General features: G+C 63.4%; 16 protein-coding genes. 7 read left to right on the top strand and 9 right to left on the bottom strand.

Annotated elements, in window-relative coordinates:
• The 6 genes from AAG799_RS10790 to AAG799_RS10765 all read right to left on the bottom strand — a co-directional run.
• Positions 1 to 498 (bottom strand): beta-ketoacyl synthase N-terminal-like domain-containing protein (locus tag AAG799_RS10790; protein WP_341895837.1); only part of this gene is annotated, 498 nt, incomplete at its 3' end.
• Positions 499 to 555: 57 nt separating this feature from the next.
• Positions 556 to 1,704, bottom strand: coding sequence for an acyl-CoA dehydrogenase family protein (locus AAG799_RS10785; RefSeq protein ID WP_341895836.1), 1,149 nt, complete (start codon positions 1,702 to 1,704; stop codon positions 556 to 558).
• Between the two features lie 49 nt (positions 1,705 to 1,753).
• Positions 1,754 to 3,547 carry an acyl-CoA dehydrogenase C-terminal domain-containing protein gene (locus tag AAG799_RS10780; protein WP_341895835.1) on the bottom strand — a complete coding sequence of 598 codons (1,794 nt, stop codon included), beginning with the start codon at positions 3,545 to 3,547 and terminating at the stop codon, positions 1,754 to 1,756.
• A 24-nt stretch (positions 3,548 to 3,571) separates the two neighbouring features.
• Positions 3,572 to 5,890: a 3-hydroxyacyl-CoA dehydrogenase/enoyl-CoA hydratase family protein gene (locus tag AAG799_RS10775; RefSeq protein ID WP_341895834.1), complete on the bottom strand. Its 2,319-nt coding sequence runs from the start codon at positions 5,888 to 5,890 to the stop codon at positions 3,572 to 3,574.
• Between the two features lie 22 nt (positions 5,891 to 5,912).
• Positions 5,913 to 7,049: a thiolase family protein gene (locus AAG799_RS10770; protein ID WP_341895838.1), complete on the bottom strand. Its 1,137-nt coding sequence runs from the start codon at positions 7,047 to 7,049 to the stop codon at positions 5,913 to 5,915.
• 88 nt (positions 7,050 to 7,137) lie between these two features.
• Positions 7,138 to 7,593: a MerR family DNA-binding transcriptional regulator gene (locus AAG799_RS10765; protein ID WP_341895833.1), complete on the bottom strand. Its 456-nt coding sequence runs from the start codon at positions 7,591 to 7,593 to the stop codon at positions 7,138 to 7,140.
• A gap of 167 nt (positions 7,594 to 7,760) precedes the next feature.
• Between AAG799_RS10765 and AAG799_RS10760 the strand changes: the two genes are divergently transcribed.
• From AAG799_RS10760 to AAG799_RS10735, 6 genes are all read left to right on the top strand, one after another.
• Positions 7,761 to 8,129 carry a DUF962 domain-containing protein gene (locus AAG799_RS10760; RefSeq protein ID WP_341895832.1) on the top strand — a complete coding sequence of 123 codons (369 nt, stop codon included), beginning with the start codon at positions 7,761 to 7,763 and terminating at the stop codon, positions 8,127 to 8,129.
• Positions 8,130 to 8,274: 145 nt separating this feature from the next.
• On the top strand, positions 8,275 to 9,198 hold the full coding sequence (locus AAG799_RS10755; protein WP_341895831.1) for a sulfite exporter TauE/SafE family protein: 924 nt from the start codon (positions 8,275 to 8,277) through the stop codon (positions 9,196 to 9,198).
• 5 nt (positions 9,199 to 9,203) lie between these two features.
• Complete coding sequence (locus AAG799_RS10750) at positions 9,204 to 9,965, top strand: TIGR02186 family protein (RefSeq protein ID WP_341895830.1); 762 nt, start codon at positions 9,204 to 9,206, stop codon at positions 9,963 to 9,965.
• A 99-nt stretch (positions 9,966 to 10,064) separates the two neighbouring features.
• A complete protein-coding gene (locus AAG799_RS10745; protein WP_341895829.1) occupies positions 10,065 to 11,225 on the top strand; it encodes an acyl-CoA dehydrogenase family protein in 1,161 nt (386 codons plus the stop codon).
• Positions 11,226 to 11,227: 2 nt separating this feature from the next.
• Positions 11,228 to 12,499: an MFS transporter gene (locus AAG799_RS10740; protein WP_341895828.1), complete on the top strand. Its 1,272-nt coding sequence runs from the start codon at positions 11,228 to 11,230 to the stop codon at positions 12,497 to 12,499.
• Between the two features lie 151 nt (positions 12,500 to 12,650).
• Positions 12,651 to 14,984, top strand: a complete 2,334-nt coding sequence (locus AAG799_RS10735; protein WP_341895827.1) for a xanthine dehydrogenase family protein molybdopterin-binding subunit — start codon at positions 12,651 to 12,653, stop codon at positions 14,982 to 14,984.
• Between the two features lie 67 nt (positions 14,985 to 15,051).
• On the opposite strand, the gene AAG799_RS10730 is transcribed toward AAG799_RS10735, so the two are convergent.
• The 3 genes from AAG799_RS10730 to AAG799_RS10720 all read right to left on the bottom strand — a co-directional run bounded on the left by AAG799_RS10730 (position 15,052) and on the right by AAG799_RS10720 (position 18,307).
• A complete protein-coding gene (locus AAG799_RS10730) occupies positions 15,052 to 15,501 on the bottom strand; it encodes a response regulator (RefSeq protein WP_341895826.1) in 450 nt (149 codons plus the stop codon).
• Between the two features lie 18 nt (positions 15,502 to 15,519).
• Positions 15,520 to 16,977 carry a CHASE3 domain-containing protein gene (locus AAG799_RS10725; protein WP_341895825.1) on the bottom strand — a complete coding sequence of 486 codons (1,458 nt, stop codon included), beginning with the start codon at positions 16,975 to 16,977 and terminating at the stop codon, positions 15,520 to 15,522.
• A gap of 106 nt (positions 16,978 to 17,083) precedes the next feature.
• Positions 17,084 to 18,307 (bottom strand): cytochrome P450, encoded by a 1,224-nt coding sequence (locus tag AAG799_RS10720; RefSeq protein ID WP_341895824.1) that lies wholly within the window; start codon positions 18,305 to 18,307, stop codon positions 17,084 to 17,086.
• Positions 18,308 to 18,372: 65 nt separating this feature from the next.
• On the opposite strand from AAG799_RS10720, the gene AAG799_RS10715 reads away from it, so the two are divergent.
• Positions 18,373 to 18,801: an NUDIX hydrolase gene (locus AAG799_RS10715; protein WP_341895823.1), complete on the top strand. Its 429-nt coding sequence runs from the start codon at positions 18,373 to 18,375 to the stop codon at positions 18,799 to 18,801.
• Positions 18,802 to 18,872 lie beyond the last annotated feature (71 nt).

Raw genomic sequence — 18,872 nt, 5'->3', positions numbered from 1 at the left:
GACATCGTCGCGGCTGAAGCCATACTTGGTGGCGATCAGATCGGCCGAAATGCCCTGCGGCACGACAGAGGTCGGCATCGCCACGGCCGGGTCGGTGGCCCAGGCGCCGCCATCGGAGCCCATCGGCACCCGGCTCATGCTCTCGACGCCGCCGCCGATCGCCATCTGCGACTGCCCAGACATCACCTGCGCGGCCGCCATGTTGCAGGCTTCCAGACCCGAGGCGCAGAAACGGTTGATCTGCACGCCGGCTGTGGTCTCGGCATAGCCCGACTGGATCACGGCGACGCGGGCGATATCCGAGCCCTGTTCACCCACCGGCATGACGCAGCCAAGCACCACGTCATCGACGAGAGAGGTATCCAGGCCGTTGCGGTCGCGCACGGCTTCCAGCGCCGTGGTGGCCAGCCGCATCGGGGTGACCTCATGCAGGGCACCGCTGGCGCGGCCCTTGCCGCGCGGCGTGCGCACGGCGTCATAGATGAAGGCTTCGGTCATGATCTCTCTCCCTTGTGTACGTGTTTTCGCCGGATACCCGGGGTCTTGCAAAGCCAGTTACAAAGTACGGCTGATGATTTCCTTCATGATCTCGTTGGTACCGCCATAGATGCGCTGCACGCGGGCATCGGCATAGGCGCGGGTGATCGGATATTCCCACATGAAGCCGTAGCCACCGAACAGCTGCAGGCAGCGGTCGAGAATCTTGCACTGCAGGTCGCTGCACCAGTATTTCGCCATCGCCGCGGTGGCGACATCCAGCTTGTGCTCGGCCACCATGGCAATGCACTGGTCGACGAAGACGCGGGCGATCTGCGTCTCGGTCTTCATCTCCGCCAGCTCGAATTTGGTGTTCTGGAAATCGATGACCGACTTTCCGAACGCCTTGCGCTCGCGGGTATAGTCGATGGTCCATTTCAGCGCGGCCTCGCAGCCGGCCACCGCCATGATGGCGATCTGCAGCCGCTCCCAGGCCAGTTCCTGCATCAGGTAGAAGAAGCCCTGGCCTTCGCCGCCCAGCATGTTTTCCGGTGGCACGCGCACATCGGCGAAGAACAGCTCGGAGGTATCCTGCGCCTTCATGCCGAGCTTTTCGAGATTGCGGCCCTTGGTGAAGCCCTCGCGGCCGGCTTCCACCAGGAACAGCGTGGTGCCCTTGGCGCCCTGCTTGGGGTCGGTCTTGGTCACGACAATGACCAGATCGGCATTCTGGCCGTTGGTGATGAAGGTCTTCTGGCCGTTGATGACGAATTCATTGCCGTCGCGGATCGCGGTGGTTTTTACCGCCTGCAGATCGCTGCCGCCGCTGGGCTCGGTCATGGCGATGGCGCCGATCACTTCGCCGGTCGCCATTTTCGGCAGCCACTTCTTTTTCTGCTCTTCCGAGCCATAGGCGAGGATATAGGGTGCGACGATGTCGGAATGCAGCGAAAAGCCCGGACCGGTGCAGCCGGTATAGGCCTGTTCTTCCATCAGGATGGCCGAATAGAGCCGGTCGACGCCGGAGCCGCCGTATTCTTCCGGCATGGTGGCGCAGAGGAAGCCGTTCTCGCCGGCCTTGCGCCAGATTTCCTTGGGCACCACGCCATCTTCTTCCCATTTGGCATGGTGGGGCACGACTTCGCGCTCAAAGAATTTGCGCGCCGCGTCGCGGAACATCTGATGGTCGTCACCATAGACGCTGCGCGGGATGCCGTATTCGGTCATTCGTTGGTTTCCTCCTAGACTTGGGCCATGCACTGCATGGCTTGCATGGTCAGAAATTGGCGGCCTTCAGCATCATGGTGCTCTCGCTGCCGGCCTGGATCTTGGCCAGCTGGGCTGCCGTATCGGGCAGCATGCGGTCCATGAAGAAGCGGGCGGTGATCAGCTTGGTCTCGAAGAAGTCCTTGTCGCCCTCGCCAGCGGCCAGCTTCTGCTTGGCCACGGCGGCCATCTTCGCCCACATGTAGCCAAGTGAGACGAGCGCGAAGAGGTTGAGGTAATCCCAGGAGGCAGCACCGGCCTCGTCCGGATTCTTCATGCCGCGCTCGCTCACCACGGCGGTGGCGGTCTGCAGGCGGGCAAAGGCTTTCGCCAGTGGCATGACGAAATCCTTGCCGATGCCGGGGTCCATCATCTTCTCTTCGATGAAGCTGGAGACCGGATGGAAGAAGCGGCGGGCGAGGCGGCCGATGCCGGTCGGCAGTTTGCGGCCGACCAGATCGAGCGCCTGGATGCCGTTGGCGCCTTCATAGATCATGGCGATGCGGGCATCGCGCACGAACTGCTCCATGCCCCATTCGGCGATATAGCCATGGCCGCCATAGACCTGCTGGGCCATGGTGGCGCACTGGTAGCCGTAATCGGTCATATAGGCCTTCACCATCGGGGTGAGGAAGGCGACCAGGTCGTCGGCTTCCTGCCGGCGCTCGGCATCGGGATGCTTGGCGGCGACATCAAGCTCGATGCCGGTCCACAGCGCCAGCGCGCGACTGCCCTCGACGAAGGCCTTGATGGTCATCAGCATGCGCCGGATATCGGGATGCACGATGATCGGATCGGCGGGCTTGTCCGGCGCCTTGGTGCCGGTGATGGCGCGGCCCTGCAGGCGGTCATTGGCATAGGTCAGTGCGTTCTGGTAGGCGACCTCGGCCTGGCTCAGGCCCTGCACACCGACGCCGAGGCGGGCGGCATTCATCATCACGAACATCGCCTGCATGCCCTTGTGCATCTGGCCGACCAGCCAGCCCTTGGCATTGTCGTAATTCAGCACGCAGGTGGAATTGCCGTGGATGCCCATCTTGTGCTCGATCGAGCCGCAGCTGACGCCGTTGCGGGCGCCGAGCGAGCCATCGGCATTGACCAGGAATTTCGGCACTACGAACAGGCTGACGCCCTTGATGCCTTCGGGGCCGCCGGGAATCTTGGCCAGCACCAGATGGATGATGTTCTCGGCCATGTCGTGTTCGCCGGCCGAGATGAAGATCTTGGTGCCGGAGATCAGGTAGCTGCCATCGGCCTGCGGTTCGGCCTTGGTGCGCATCAGGCCAAGATCGGTGCCGCAATGCGGCTCGGTCAGGTTCATGGTGCCGGTCCATTTGCCCGACGCCATATTGGGCAGATACATGTCTTTCTGCTCTTCCGAGCCATGCCGCAGCAGCGCCTCATAGGCGCCATGGGTCAGGCCGGGATACATGGCGAAGGCCATATTGGCCGAGGACTGGATTTCGGCCATGGCGATGCCCAGCACATGGGGCAGGCCCTGGCCGCCGTATTTTTCTTCCGCCGTCAGGCCGCCCCAGCCGGCTTCGCAATACTGCTTGTAGGCTTCCTTGAAACCGGTCGGCGTGGTGACCACGCCGTTGTCCCACTTGCAGCCTTCCAGATCGCCGACGCGGTTGAGTGGCGCGGTGACCTCGCTCATGAACTTGCCGGCTTCTTCCAGCACGGCATCGATCACGTCGCGGCTGGCATCGGTGAAGCCCAGCTGGTTGCTCATTTTTTCCATCTGCAGCACATCGTGCAGCACGAACTGGAAGTCCTTGATCGGGGCGGTATAGCTCGGCATGGCCTTGGTCTCCCTTGACGCTGCTTAATTGCGCAGCGGCTTGCCCTTGGTGAGCATGTGTTCGATGCGGTCCAGCGTGGCGTTGGTCTTGATCAGCGCCATGAAGTTCTCGCGTTCCAGTTCCAGCAGCTTCTTCTCGGTGATCACCTCGGTGATATCGGTGTTGCCACCCGAGACCACATTGGCCAGCGCACCAGACACCACCACGTCATGCTTGGTGGCCTTGCCCTGCTGGAAGAAGCCCTCCACGGCCAGGCTCATCGCTGCCTTGGCGGTCGGGCCCGGCAGGCTGATTTCCACCGGCACCGGCGGCTTGTAGTCTTCCGCCAGCTTCAGCGCTTTGGCCTTGGCATCGGCCAGCAGGCGGCGGCGGTTCATGGTGATGCCGTCGCTCTCGCGCAGGATCAGCATGTCGCGCGCTTCCATGGCGGAGGTCGCCACCTTGGCGGTCGAGATCGCCTCGAACACCTGGGCCAGCGCCGGCATCGGGCCACCGGGACGCTTCTTGTTGGTGATCGCGCGGGTGATCAGCTCCTTGCAGCCGCCCCAGCCGGGGATGACGCCGACGCCCACTTCCACCAGACCCATATAGCTTTCGGCATGGGCCTGGATGGCCGAGGAATGCAGCGTGATTTCGCAGCCGCCGCCCAGCGCCATGCCGGCCACCGCCGACACGACCGGGAAGGGCGCATATTTCAGCTTCATATAGGCATCCTGGCCTTCGCTGATGCCCTGCTCGATGGCAGGCCACATGGCGATATTGGCCTGGAACAGCGCGATGCCCACATTGGCGCCGACCGAGAAGTTGTCGGAGTCGGAACCGATGATCAGCGCCTTGAAGCCCTTCTTGTCGATCTTGGCGGCCTCCTTCACCATGGTGATGATGTCGGCATCCACCGCATTCATCTTGGTGTGGAATTCCAGGCAGGCGACGCCATCGCCGACATCCCACAGGCTGGCGCCCTTGTTGGATGCGATCGGCTGCTTGCCGCGTTTCATGTCGGCCAGCATCCAGGCGCCGGGTGCCACGACGATCTCGGCATAGTCGCCCTTGGTGGTGAGGCGCCAGGCTTTGCCGTTTTCTTCCTTGTAGAAGGGCCGGCCAGCGGCAACCTCCACCATCTTCGGGATCGGCATGCCCGCCGCTTTCAGCTTATCGGCAAACCATTGTGTGCCGAGCTGGTCGATCTGCTCGAACGGGCCGTATTTCCAGGCGTAGCCGGTCTTCATCGCCAGATCGACGGCGAGGATGTCGTCGACGATCTCCGGTACCAGATCGGCGGCATAGCTCAGCACGCGGCTGGCGACACCCCAGGCATACTGGCCGCCCTTGTCGGGATGCTCGACCAGCGCGCGCAGGCCTTTGCGGGCCACCTTGGCGGAGTCGAGATTGGCGCGCTTGGTGGCGCGGAATTCGCCGGTCTTGAGATCGAGCGCTTCCTTGCCCTTGTTGCGGTAGAAGCCGCCCTTGCCCTTGCGGCCGGTATAGCCGTCCTTGATCAGCTTCTGCATCAGGGCATTCAGCGGATGATCTGCCTTGTAGAACTGATGCAGCGCGTCGGTCTTGGGCAGGGTCTTCAGCATCGAGCCGACCACATAGGGGCCGAGATCGATGCCGGTGAGATCGGCCAGGCCGAAGATGCCGGTCTTGGGAATGCCCATCGGCTTGCCGACGATGCTGTCGGCTTCCTCGACCGTCAGCCCCATGTCATAGGCCAGCGCGGTGGCGACCGTGGACCAGTAGATGCCGATGCGGTTGGCGATGAAGCCCGGACGGTCCTTGCAGTCGACCACTTCCTTGCCGAGCTTGACGTCACCGAACTGGCGCAGCGCGTCGATCACGCCGGGCTTGGTCTTGGGGCCCTTCACCAGCTCGAACAGGCGCATGTAGCGCGGCGGATTGAAGAAATGCGTCACCGCGAAATCGGCGGCGAAACTGTCGGGCAGACCTTCAGTGAGCAGGTCGAGCGGGATCGTCGAGGTGTTCGAGGTGACGATGGAGCCGGCTTTGCGCTTCTGCTCCAGCTGGGCATAGAGCTTCCGCTTCAGCTCGACATTCTCGATGATCGCCTCGCAGATCCAGTCCACATCGGCCAGCTTGTCGAGGTCGTCTTCCAGATTGCCCGCCGTCACCAGCTTGGCGACGCGCGGATGCATGAAGGGAGCGGGCTTGGTCTTCAGCATCTTGTCGATGGCGCCCTTGGCCAGCGCGCTGCGGTCATTCGCACCGGTCGGCACGATATCCAGCAGGATGACGGGAATGCCGGCATTGGCGACATGGGCGGCGATGCCGGACCCCATCACGCCGGCGCCGATCACCGCGACTTTCTTGATCTCGGTCATGATCTGACTGCTCCGGTGCGACTTAGACGGCTTCCAGGACGGTGGCGATGCCCTGACCGCCGCCGATGCACTGGGTGGCCAGCGCGAACTGCTTGCCTTCGCGCTTCAGCAGCGACGCGGCCTTGCCGGTGATGCGCGCGCCGGTGGCACCCATCGGATGGCCCAGTGCGATGGCGCCGCCGTCCAGATTCACCTTCTTCATGTCGTATTTGGCTTCAGCGACGCAGGCCAGCGCCTGGGCGCCGAAGGCTTCGTTCAGCTCGATGATGTCGATATCGCCCAGCTTCAGCCCGGCGCGCTCCAGCGCCTTCTTGGTGGCCGGCACCGGACCGATGCCCATCATTTCCGGCGCACAGCCGGCAACCGCCACCGACTTGATGCGGGCCAGCACCTTGAGGCCATGGGCCTTGGCGAAATCTTCCGAGCAGACCAGCGTGGCCGAGGCGCCATCGGTCAGCGGCGAGGAGGTGCCGGCTGTGACGGTGCCCTTTTCATCGAAGGCCGGATTGAGGCCTGCAAGGCCCTCCGCGGTGGTGTCCGGGCGGATGCAGCCATCCAGCTCGACGCGGTTGTTGCCGTCCACAATGGCAACGATCTCGTCCTTCAGCTTGCCGGCCTTCTGGGCGGCCAGCGCCTTGGCATGGCTTTCGACGGCCATCTGCTCCTGCGCCTTGCGGTCGATGCCGTATTTCTTGGCCAGGTTCTCCGCCGTGATGCCCATCGAGACATAGGCCTGCGGATAGTCCTTCAGCAGCTTCGGGTTGGGCAGGGTGTTGAAACCGCCCATCGGCACGCGGGTCATGCTCTCGACGCCGGCGCAGATGAAAGCCTCGCCGGCGTTCATCTGGATGGCGCCGGCGGCCTGGTGGATGCTCTGCATGGAGGAGCCGCAGAAGCGATTGACCGTGGTGCCGGCCGCATCCTGCGGGATGCCGGCCAGGAAACTGATCAGGCGGGCGACGTTGAGGCCCTGTTCGCCCTCGGGGAAGGCGCAGCCGACGATGACATCCTCGATGGCCTTGGGGTCAACGCCGGTACGCTCGATCAGGGCCTTGATCACCTGCGCGGTGAGATCGTCGGGGCGAACCTTGGCGAGAGCGCCCTTGCGGGCCAGCGTGAAAGGCGAGCGGGCATAGCCGGCAATCACCACGTTGCGCATCATGACGATGTCTCCTTGCGAGGACGGATTTTTATATGGTTCAGAAACGAAGAAACTCCAGCGGACGCCGGGGGAACCGGCGCCAGCCTTATTCAGCCACGGCGGCGAACTGGGTGTTATGGCTCTGCACGAATTCCTTGAAGGACACCGCGGCGGTGCGGTCACGGTTCAGCTTCAGGAAGTCGTCGAGGATACGGACATCCTGCTTCAGTTGCGTGATCGCCTCTTCGATATCCTCGCGCTGGGTTTCCAGGGCGGCGAGGCGGTCGCGCGAGCGCTTCAGCGTCAGTGTCAGTTGCTCGATGCGGCCATCGCCCAGATCGTAGAGGTCGATCATCTCGCGGATTTCGGCCAGGCTGAAGCCCAGGCGCTTGCCGCGCAGGATCAGCAGCAGGCGGGCGCGGTCGCGCTTGGCATAGACCCGCATCATGCCCTGGCGGGACGGATGCAGCAGGCCCTTGTCTTCATAGAAGCGGATGGCGCGCGCCGTGACTTTGAATTCGTGCGCCAGATCGGTGATCGTATAGGTCTTGTTGTCCGACACGGCTAAGCCCTCCCTAAAGGCTCGGTTTTGATGTTGGAGTGAGTCTTAGTTTCCGTTTACGTCAACGTCAATCCGAATCTCATTCGCTTGCCTATCTTCCACGTATTTACTGGAAAACAGCGAATTACTGCCGTACACTGAACGTTAAATAAGCGGAGGAAACAACTATGTCCGACAATCGGATAAAGAGCTATGGCGATTTTTGGCCGTTTTATTTGCGCGAGCATGCCCGGCCGGTCACCCGGGTCTGGCACTATGGCGGCACCACCCTTGCCCTGGCCTGCCTGGGTGCCCTGATTGTCACCGGAGACTGGCCCTGGCTGGTGGGAGCGCTGCTGATCGGCTACGGCCCGGCCTGGATCGGGCATTTCTTCTTCGAGAAGAACAAGCCGGCCAGTTTCAAATACCCGCTGTGGTCCTTCTTTTCCGACTTCCGCATGTATTTCGCCTTCCTGTCGGGCCGGCTGGGGCGTGAGCTGGAACGGGCCGGGGTGCCGGCCGGTCTGGGCCATAACAGCCAGGCCGGGGCCCAATAGTGGGTAGTCCGGGCGAATCGCCGGGGAAAATCACACATTTGCAACGATAGCCGTGGCAGTTTGGCGACAGAGCTTTATAAGCAGAAGGTGCTTCGAGAGTCGCTGAAGCACCACGCCGCGTAGTCGTCAGGGTCCGGCCACACTTATGCAGATCTACCTCCCCATCGCCGAGTTGTCGGTCAGCATCTGGTTGCTGCTCGGCCTTGGCGGGGCGGTTGGTTACCTGTCGGGCCTGTTCGGCGTCGGCGGCGGTTTCCTGCTCACCCCCTTGCTGATCTTCATCGGCGTGCCGCCGCCGGTGGCGGTGGCCACCTCGGCCAACCAGGTGGTGGCGGCCAGCGTCTCGGCTGTCTACGCCCATTGGCGCAAGGACAATGTCGATTTCAAGATGGGCACCATGCTGCTGATCGGCGGTCTCGCCGGATCCAGCTTCGGGGCCTATCTCTTCGCGCTGCTCAAGCGCCTGGGTCAGCTCGATGCGGTGATCGCGCTGTCCTATGTGCTGATCCTGGGCACCATCGGCAGCATGATGCTGACCGAAAGCATTCGCGCATTGCGCGCCAAGCCGAGTGCGCAACCGGTCGTGCGGCGCAAGCGCCTGAACGACCATGCGCTGATCCGTGCGCTGCCGTTCAAGATGCGCTTCCGCAAGTCGCAGCTTTATATCAGCGCATTGATGCCGCTGGTGCTCGGTTGTCTCGTCGGCATCCTTGCCGCCATCATGGGTGTGGGCGCCGGCTTCCTGCTGGTGCCGGCGATGATCTACCTGCTCGGCATGCCCACCGCCATCGTGGTTGGCACCTCGCTGTTCCAGATCATTTTCGTCACCGCCAACGTCACCATGCTGCATGCCATCACCACGCAGACGGTGGATGTGACATTGGCCCTGCTGCTGCTGATCGGTTCGGTGATCGGTGCGCAATATGGCGTGCGGCATGGCGCACGGCTGCGCGGCGAACAGATTCGCGGCCTGCTGGCAGCCCTGGTGCTGGCGGTTGCCATCGCGCTGGCGATCGAGCTGATCCTGCCGCCGGATGACCAGTTCTTCCTTGAGACGGGGCCGCGATGAGGCGGATGCTGGCCGTTCTGCTGCTGCTGGTGTCCGGCGATGTTCTCGCCCAGGCGACGCCGAACGCGCCGCGCGGCCCGGCACCGGCCGACGCGCCGCTGATCACCGACCTGTCGTCGCATCTGATTGCCATCACCTCCAGCTTCACTGGCACCGAGCTGCTGCTCTTCGGCGCCATCGACGAACCGGGCGATGTGGTCGTGGTGGTGCGTGGCCCGACCGCCACATCGGTGGTGCGCCGCAAACGGCCGACGCTCGGCTTCTGGCTGACCCGGCGGTCCGAGAGCTTTGACAATGTGCCGGCCTATTATGCCGTCGCCAGCAGCAAGCCGCTGAAAGACATTGCACCAATCAGCCTGTTGCAGCGCCTGCAGATCGGTACCGAAACCCTGCGTTTCCGTTATATCGGCACCCGGCGCCCCGAAGATGTCGGGGATTATCACAAGGCGATCGTGCGGCGGAAGCTGGGGGACGGTCTGTATCGCGAAAGCATCGGGGCCATCGATTTCCTCGGACCCAAACTGTTCCGCACCGAAATCAGCTTCCCCTCCACCGTTCCGGTCGGCACCTACCAGACCGAAGTTTATCTGATCCGCGACAATCGCATCGTCGCGGCGCAGTCGACGCCGTTGTTCATCGACAAGCAGGGCGTCGAGCAGCAGGTCTATGATTTCTCGCGGCAGGAACCGGCGGTCTATGGCCTGGTGGCGGTGCTGCTGGCAGTGATGTCGGGGTGGCTGGCCGCCATCGCCTTCCGGCGCAACTGACGGGCTGAGTTTCCGCGGCAAGTTTTTTGCGCGGCGGCTTGCGTCATGCCGCGGTTGTGCCAAGTTTGGGCCAGACCTTTTGGAAGAGTGAGTGCCCCGATGGACAAGGATACGCTGGAGCAGACCCGGCTCGGCCTGCGCCGTTTCGTTCGCGAAAAGCTGGTCCCCCTCGAAAAACAGGTCGCTGACGAAGACCGCATCCCCGACGAGATCCGTCGCGGCTTTGCCGAGATGGGCCTGTATGGCCTGTCGATCCCCGAGGAATACGGCGGTCTCGGCCTCACCATGGCCGAGGAAGTCGAACTGGTTTTTGAACTGGGCTGGACCTCGCCGGCGTTTCGCAGCCTGTTCGGCACCAATGTCGGCATCGGCAGCCAGGGCATCCTGATGGATGGCACGGCGGAGCAGAAGGAAACCTGGCTGCCCCGGCTGGCCAGCGGCGAGGTCACGGCCTCGTTCGCGCTCACCGAACCCGAGGCCGGCTCCGACGCCGCCAGCGTGAAGACGCGCGCCGAGCGGCAGGGCGATCATTATGTGGTCAACGGTACCAAGCGCTTCATCACCAATGCGCCGCATGCCGGCATCTTCACCCTGATGGCGCGCACCGATCCGAACAACAAGGGCGCGGGCGGCGTCACGGCCTTCATCGTCGAGGCCAAGACACCGGGCATCACCATCGGCCGGCCGGACAAGAAGATGGGCCAGCGCGGCTCGCATACCGCCGATGTGATCTTCGAGAATGCGAAGGTGCCGGCCGCCAATATCATCGGCGGCCGGGAAGGGCAGGGCTTCAAGACGGCGATGAAGGTGCTGGATCGCGGGCGTCTGCATATCTCGGCCATGTGCGTCGGCGCTGCCGAGCGCCTGATCCATGAATCGGTGAGCTATGCGCGCGACCGCAAGCAGTTCGGCCAGGCGATTGCCGAATTCCAGCTGATCCAGGCCATGCTGGCCGACAGCCGCACCGAAGCCTATGCGGCGCGTTGCATGGTGCGCGATGCAGCCGGGCGCTATGCCGCCGGTGAAGCCGTGTCGATGGAAGCCTCGTCGTGCAAGTATTTCGCCTCCGAGATGGTCGGCCGCGTGGCCGACCGCGCGGTGCAGATCCATGGCGGCTCGGGCTATATCCAGGAATATGCTGTCGAGCGCTTCTACCGCGATGTGCGGCTGTTCCGTCTCTATGAAGGCACCAGCCAGATTCAGCAGCTGGTGATCGCCAAGCAGATGCTGCGCCAGGCCGAATCCGGCCAGGACGCCTGATCATGCCGGAAGACGGATCAGCCAGTCGCAGCCCGGCACAAAATTCGGCACGCACCGCAATCATCCTGGTCGGCCTCTGCGCCCTGCTGAATTTGCTTTCGCGCGGCAGTGGCGAAACCTTCACCACCTTCCTGCTCGCCCTGACGGCGGAATTCCAGGCGAACCGTGCCGATGTCGCGGCGATCTATTCGCTGCAGATGCTGCTGGCCGGTATCTGCGCGCCGCTGGCGGGATACTGCTTCGACCGTTTCGGTCCGCTGAAGCTCTATATCGGCGGCCTGCTGCTGCTGATCGCCGGCCTGTTGCTGGCGTCCTTCGCCGGCGCGGTCTGGCAGATGTATATCTTTATCGGTATCGGTGTTGGCGGCGCGGCCGCGGCCCTCGGCAATGCGCCGCATTCGGCCCTGCTGGCGCGCTGGTTCGATGGCAACGGCCTGACGCGCTCGATGAGCGTGGTCTATGCCGGCCTTGGCGTTGGGTCGCTGCTGCTGGTGCCGCTGGCCCAGCTGGTGATCGAGACCTGGGGCTGGCGCAATGCGTATCGCATGCTGGCGGTGATCGCGCTGGCGGCGATGCCGGCATTGCTGCTGGTGTCCTGGCCCGTGGTGCAAGCCGGCCGGGTCCGCCTGCCGCCGTCGCCGAAAAAAGACGGCGATATGGTCGAAACCCTGATGGTGACCGAATGGACCATCGGCAAGGCGATGCGCAATCCGGCTTTCTGGGGGCTGACCTCGGTTTTTTGCTTCACCTCGGCGGGCATGTTCTCGGTGCTGGTGCAGGCTGTCGCCTATCTGGTCGAGCTCGGCTATGCCCCGCTCAAGGCGGCCTCGATCTATGGCCTGATCGGGGTGTTGACGCCGGTTGGTATCCTCGGCTTTTCCTGGCTCGATGCGCGGATCGGCCGGCACAGTTCGGCAGCACTGTCCTATTCCTTCAGCCTGCTCGGGCTGGGCTCGCTCTGGGCCCTCAAGCTGTGGCAGTCGCCGCTGCTGCTCTGGAGCTTCGTCCTGCTGGTCGGCCTGTCCTTCGGTGCCCGCGGCCCGATGGTGGGGGCGACGGCGGCTCGCATTTTCCACGGCCCGCGCTTTGGTGTCATCTTCGGCACCATCATGGTGGGCAGCGGCTTCGGCATTGCCTTCGGCACCTTTACCGGCGCCATCCTGCATGACATCACCGGCGGCTATACCGGCGTCTTCCTGTTTTCGGCCGTTTGCATCCTGATGGGTGCGATGCCGTTCTGGACTTACCGTTCCCTGCGGGCCTATGGCCCGTAAGGCACCGCGCGGTGACCGACGGCCTGGATTGCAGGGATGCAATCCGACGGGTTGAAAGGATGGGCCAAATGCCTATCATTTACCGCAAAACCGCCCCCAGAAACGGCCCCGGATGTATCGGGGTCGCGTCTTCCCTGAAAGGACTGCCCGCATGACCAAGTTCGGCCAGAGCCAGCCGGTTCGCCGTGTCGAGGACCAGCGCTTCATCACCGGCAAGGGGCGCTATACCGACGATATCAGCCTGCCCGGCCAGGCCCATGGCGTGTTCCTGCGCTCGCCCTATGCCCATGCCAGGGTGCTGAAGATCGACACCACCGCGGCCAAGGCGGCACCGGGCGTGCTGGCGGTCTACACCATTGCCGATCTCAAGGCCGCCAATATCGGCGACCTGCCCTGCACCATTCCGCTGAAGAACCGTGACGGCTCCATGCGTGCCGATCCGCCGCGCCCGGCACTGGCCGATGGCATGGTGCGCCATGTCGGCGATCCGGTCGCTTTCGTGGTGGCGGAGACGGCGGCGCTGGCGCGCGATGCCTCCGAGCTGATCGAGGTGGATTACGACGGCCTGCCGGCCGCGGCCGACCTGGCGACGGCCATGCAGCCGGGCCAGCCGCAGATCTGGGCGGAAGCCCCCAACAACCGGGTGTTCGACTGGGAAGTGGGTGACAAGGCCAAGGTCGATGGCATTTTTGCCGCCGCGGCCAAGACCGTGAAGCTGACGCTGGAAAATAACCGCATCGTCGTCGCCTCGATGGAGGCGCGCGTGTCGCTCGCCGCCTTCGACAAGGACACCGGCCGTTTCACCCTGCATGTGCCGACCCAGGGTGTCTGGGTGCAGAAGAAGCTGCTGGCCAAGATCTTCGGCCTGCCGGACGAGAAATTCGCCGTCTACACCGCCGATGTCGGTGGTGGTTTCGGCATGAAGATTTTCATCTATCCCGAACAGGTGCTCACCCTGTTCGCATCCCGCGCGCTCGGCCGCCCGGTCAAGTGGACCTCGGAACGCAGCGAGGCCTTCCTCACCGATACGCATGGTCGTGCCAATCTCACCCATGCCGAAATGGCGCTCGACAAGGACAACCATTTCCTGGCGCTACGTATCCACAACATTGCCGATATGGGGGCCTATCTCTCCACCTATGCGCCGATGATACCGACGATGGCCGGTACCAAGGTGCTGTCCTCGGTCTATCGCTTCCAGGCAGTGCATGCGCGCGTCGAGGGCGTGTTCACCAACACCGTGCCGGTGGATGCCTATCGTGGCGCCGGCCGACCGGAATCGAATTACATCATGGAGCGGCTGATCGACACCGCCGCGCGCGAGTTGAAGATCGATCGCGCCGAACTGCGCCGCAAGAACTACATTCCGGCCTCCGCCTTCCCGTGGACCAGCGCCATGGGCCTGGTCTATGACTCGGGCGATTTCGAAAACACCGCGAAGGCGGCGCTGACGGCAATCGACTGGGCCGGTTTCGAGGCGCGTCGCGCCGAAGCGGCCAAGCGCGGCATGCGGCGCGGCATCGGCATGGCCTATTATCTTGAGGCCACCGGTGGCGCGCCGACCGAGCGGGCCGAGATCCGCTTTGCCGAGGATGGTTATGTCGATGTCTATGTCGGTACCCAGTCCACCGGCCAGGGCCATGAGACGGCCTATACCGAAATCGTGTCACAGCAGCTGGGTGTCGATTTCGACAAGATCCGCATCAAGCAGGGCGACAGCGACATGATCCCAACCGGCGGCGGCACCGGTGGTGCTCGCTCGCTCTATTCGCAGGGCGGCGCCATCCTCAAGACCAAGGATGCCATCGTCGAGAAGGGCAAGGCGGTGGCGGCTGACATGCTGGAGACGGCAGCCGGCGACATCGAGTTCGCCGCTGGCCGCTTCGCCGTGGCCGGTACGGATCGCGGCATCGGCATCATGGAAGTGGCAGCCGAGGCGCGGAAGCGCGCGGGCGTGGGCTATGACCAGGCCGCCGGCCTCGATACCGCCACCGATCACCAGATCCAGGCGATCACCTTCCCCAATGGCTGCCATGCCTGCGAGGTCGAGATCGATTCCGCCACCGGCGTTGCCACCGTGGTGCGCTATGTGGTGGCCGACGACATGGGCAAGGTGATCAACCCTACCATCGTCAAGGGCCAGATCCATGGCGGCGTGGTGCAGGGTGTTGGTCAGGCGCTGTACGAGCATGTGGTCTATGACAGCGACGGCCAGCTGCTGACCGGCAGCTTCACCGATTACTGTTTGCCGCGCGCCGACAACTTCCCCGATATCGACGTGATCCTGTGTGAAGTGCCGTGCAAGACCAATCCACTCGGCGTCAAGGGCGCGGGCGAGGCCGGTGCAGTCGGTTCGGCGCCGGCCACCATCAGCGCGGTGGTCGATGCGCTCGCCGATCTGGGTATCACCCATGTCGACATGCCGGCGACGCCGCAGAAGCTGTGGCAGATCATCAACCGCGGCACCGCACAGGCAGCGGAATAAGCGACCGCGTTGGCGTAAACGGAAATGGCGGCCCGGGGGCCGCCATTTTCATGTCTGCGGCATGGCGTCAGGCGCGGCCGGCTTCCGGCACCTGGATGACCGAGAAGAACAGGCCGAGCTGGCGGATCGCCTGGGCGAAATGCTCGTAGTCCACCGGCTTGGTGATATAGACATTGCAGCCTAGGTCGTAGCAACGCTGGATTTCGCGGCGGTCCTCAGTCGTGGTCAGCACCACCACGGGCGCCAGCTTCAGGCCGGCGCTTTGCTTGACCTGCTGCAGGATGTCGACGCCCGTCATATCGGGCAGATTGAGATCGAGCAGGATCAGCAATGCTTCGCCCGCATGCTGCATGCCAGTGCCGTCTGCGCCGAGCAGGAATTCCAGCGCACTGCTGCCGGTGGTAAAAGGCTTGATCTCGTTGTTCACGCCGGCGCGGCGGATATTCTTTTCGATCAGGCGCGCGTGCCCTTCGTCATCCTCGATCATGATGATGGTTACTGATGTGTGGTCGGACATGACCTTTCCTCTCGGACCTCAGGCAACCGCAATCCACCGCTTCGGTAGAATTACGGTAAACGTGGTGCCTTGTCCAACGATGCTGTCGACCCGGATGCTGCCGCCCAGACGCCGCACCAGGGCACGCACATGTGCCAGGCCGATACCCTCACCGGGGCGATTCTGCGCACCGGCACGGCGGAACAGCTCAAAAATGCGCTCGTAGTCTCTTTTCTCGATACCGCGTCCGTCATCGGCGACCCGGATGATGACAAAATTGCCGCGTTCCTCGCTGTCGATCTCGATCTGCACCGGCCGGTCATCGCGCCGGTATTTGATCGCATTGTCGATCAGGTTGGAAAAAATCTGCTCCAGGGCAAGCCGGTCGCTGACGATATCCGGAACGGCACTCAGATCGATCTGGCCACCGATCTCCTGCAGGCGATGGGTGACATCGCCGATCAGGGATTTGAACAGATTGTCCAGCGACACCGGTTGCGGATGGAACTCGCGCCGGCCGGCACGCGACAGGTTGAGGATGGCTTTGATCAGCCGGTCCATCTTGCCGATCGAGGTTTTGATAAAGCCCAGCGCCTCGGCCACGTCTTTGCGCTGCATCTCGCGCTGTTCCGGCGTGATCTCGGTATCGGAGAAAATCTCATTCTCCAGGGCTTCCAGCTCGCTGGTAAAGCCCATGATATTCACCAGTGGCGAGCGCAGGTCATGACTGACAATGAACGCAAAGCGCTGGATCTCGTCATTCGCCTCACGCAGATCGGCCGTGCGCTCGGCGACACGTTCTTCCAGGCCTCGATTGGCCTGCTCCAGTTCGGCATGGGCCAGGGCCAGCTGATGGCTGCGCTTGCGGATCAGGGAAATCGACGCGAGTGCCAGGATGGCGATGATCAGGCCGCCGGCGAAATTGACGGCGAACAGCAGGATGTTGGTGCGATCCGAGTATTCCCTGCGCTGGTTCAGCAAGCTGCGCTCGTCGTTCAGCATCGAGAGAATCTGCCCCAGAATCTGGTTCATGGCGTCCAGGCCGGCATTCGACCGCAGCAGGGCCTGCAGTTCGGTTTCGCGACCGGCCTGCTTCAGATCGATGGCCTGCTGCAGTTCGTCCAGCTTGTTCTTCAGTGGCGGCAAAATCGTCTGCAGCTTCTGAAGCTGCTGTGAATTGTCGGAGATCAGCGCTTCCAGATCTTTTTGAATTTCACCCAGCCGGCGCCGGCCGATTTCATAATCGTTCAGATAGGCCGGGTCGCCGGTCAGCAGAAAGCCGCGTTGGCCGCTCTCGGCGCGACGCAAGGCGCCCTGATAGGTCACGATGGCGGCATTCACCTCCAGCGTATGGGCGACGTCTTCCGAGGCACGGTCGGATTCATGCGACAGCCATAGCGAGGTGAGGCTCATCGTCACCAGCACGGCAAAGCCGCCAATCAGGAGGGCGACCTGAATCGGGATGCGCGCCTTGATGATGGGCAGGGTAATGCTCACGGCGTGGTACGGTATCCTAACGGGCTGACATTGTTCATTTTATCCAAGAATATCCGTATCCGAAGCAAAAACACCATTCCCAGGCTGGCAGCGGGCGGCTCGGCTGTCAGGCCGCCGTACAATGGATGCGCAATCCATTCAGACCGCGCACCACGATCGAGTCACTCCAGTCCGGCGGTGCGGCCAGGGCGATGTCGCGCAGCCGCTCCAGCAGGATCGGGAAAGCGACCTGGCCTTCCAGCCGGGCCAGCGGCGCACCGAGACAGAAATGGATGCCGAAGCCGAAAGTGAGATGCCGATTGCTGTCGCTGCGCGAAATGTCAAAACGGTCGGGTTCGGCGAAGGTTCCGGGATCACGGTTGGCGGCAGCCAGCATCTGGAAGACGCGCTCGCCGGCCTTCATGACACGCCCGTCCAGCTCATAGTCTGCCGCCACAACGCGCACCTGGGCCAGGGATGGGCCATCCCAGCGCAGCATTTCCTCGACCGCGTTGGCAACCAGCGCATCGTTATGGCGGCCTTCACGCAGTTGGCGCATCTGTTCCGGGTGCCGCAGCAGGGCCAGCAGGCCATTGCCGATCAGATGCGTGGTGGTTTCATGGCCGGCGAACAGCAGCAGCACACAGGCCGCCACCAGCTCATCGCGGCTGAGGAAGTTGCCGCGCTCCTGTGCTGCCACCATGGCCGAGGCGACATCTTCGGCCGGATTGCGGCGGCGGGCCTCCACCAGATCGCCGAAATAACTGTTCATCTCGCGGATCGCCGCATTGGCGCGGCTGTATTTGTCCGCCGACAGCCGCGAGGCCAGCACGAAACTGCCCAGATCGTCGGACCATCGCTTGAGCAGGTCGACATCCTCCAGCGGCACGCCGATCAGCAGGGCGATCACGGTGGCCGGCAGCGGATAGGCAAAGCATTCGATGAAGTCGGGCTCGGGTTGGGCGAGCAGGTCATCGACCAGGTTCTCGACGATGGCGGCCACTTTGGGGCGCAGAGCGGCGATGGCCGCGGTGGTGAAGGCGCGGTTCATCAGGCCCCGCAGGCGTGTGTGGTCCGGCGGATCGTTGAACACGGCCCAGAGCGCCATATGGGCGCCAAGATCGGCCAGGCTGCCGCGCGCCTCATCGGACAGATGGGCGAAGAATGGCCGCATGCGGTCCGACGACAGGCGCGGATCGCGCAAGCTGCGGCGGATATCGTCGTAACGGGTCAGCATCCAGCCGCCCAGATTCGCGTCCCAGTGAACCGGGTCGGCCTCACGCAGCCGGGCCAGCGCCGGATACGGGTCGGCAATCACCGCAGCATTGCGGGCATCGAACAGCACCGTCACGGGTCTTTCCTCCGGTTTTTTGTTATCGTGGTGCCCATCAGACGGCCAAGTATGGAGACAAAGGCATGCCGCGTGAATACCCCCCGAATCCGCTGGTCGGGCTCGGTGCCATTGTCTGGAAGGATGGCCAGGTCCTGATGATCCAGCGCGGCAATCCCCCGCGGGCCGGGATATGGAGCCTGCCGGGTGGCGCCCAGCATCTGGGCGAAACCGTGCAGGCCGGCATCCACCGGGAAATCGCCGAGGAGACCGGCGTGCAGATCGAACTGCTGGGCCTGGTCGAGGTGATCGATTCGATCCAAAAGGATGCCAGCGGCCAGGTGCTCTATCACTATACGATCATCGACTTCGTCGCCCGCTGGGTCAGTGGCGAGGCGGTGGCCGGCGACGATGCCGCCGCCGTGGCCTGGGTCGATCCGGCCGACCTGCACCGATTCGACCTGTGGGACGAGACGGTCCGGGTCATCGAAAAATCGCGCGCCTGGCTGGTCTGACCCGGCCGGGCGGTTTGCGCCGCACCCGCCTTATGGTTTAGTAGGGGTGGGGTTTCCGCTATCTATTGTCG

Origin of the sequence: Ferrovibrio terrae (genome assembly GCF_943371255.1) — a bacterium.
GTDB lineage: Bacteria > Pseudomonadota > Alphaproteobacteria > Ferrovibrionales > Ferrovibrionaceae > Ferrovibrio > Ferrovibrio terrae_B.
The sequence above is the reverse complement of the archived record's forward strand: the minus strand, read 5'-3'. Positions and strand labels throughout refer to the sequence as shown.

Excerpts from the sequence above, each read along its gene's own strand:
- AAG799_RS10770 (WP_341895838.1), bottom strand. The coding sequence starts at position 7,049 with ATGCGCAACGTGGTGATTGCCGGCTATGCCCGCTCGCCTTTCACGCTG.
- AAG799_RS10745 (WP_341895829.1), top strand. The coding sequence starts at position 10,065 with ATGGACAAGGATACGCTGGAGCAGACCCGGCTCGGCCTGCGCCGTTTC.
- AAG799_RS10780 (WP_341895835.1), bottom strand. The coding sequence starts at position 3,547 with ATGCCGAGCTATACCGCCCCGATCAAGGACTTCCAGTTCGTGCTGCAC.
- AAG799_RS10735 (WP_341895827.1), top strand. The coding sequence starts at position 12,651 with ATGACCAAGTTCGGCCAGAGCCAGCCGGTTCGCCGTGTCGAGGACCAG.
- AAG799_RS10715 (WP_341895823.1), top strand. The coding sequence starts at position 18,373 with ATGCCGCGTGAATACCCCCCGAATCCGCTGGTCGGGCTCGGTGCCATT.
- AAG799_RS10740 (WP_341895828.1), top strand. The coding sequence starts at position 11,228 with ATGCCGGAAGACGGATCAGCCAGTCGCAGCCCGGCACAAAATTCGGCA.
- AAG799_RS10730 (WP_341895826.1), bottom strand. The coding sequence starts at position 15,501 with ATGTCCGACCACACATCAGTAACCATCATCATGATCGAGGATGACGAA.
- AAG799_RS10760 (WP_341895832.1), top strand. The coding sequence starts at position 7,761 with ATGTCCGACAATCGGATAAAGAGCTATGGCGATTTTTGGCCGTTTTAT.
- AAG799_RS10750 (WP_341895830.1), top strand. The coding sequence starts at position 9,204 with ATGCTGGCCGTTCTGCTGCTGCTGGTGTCCGGCGATGTTCTCGCCCAG.
- AAG799_RS10775 (WP_341895834.1), bottom strand. The coding sequence starts at position 5,890 with ATGACCGAGATCAAGAAAGTCGCGGTGATCGGCGCCGGCGTGATGGGG.
- AAG799_RS10785 (WP_341895836.1), bottom strand. The coding sequence starts at position 1,704 with ATGACCGAATACGGCATCCCGCGCAGCGTCTATGGTGACGACCATCAG.
- AAG799_RS10755 (WP_341895831.1), top strand. The coding sequence starts at position 8,275 with ATGCAGATCTACCTCCCCATCGCCGAGTTGTCGGTCAGCATCTGGTTG.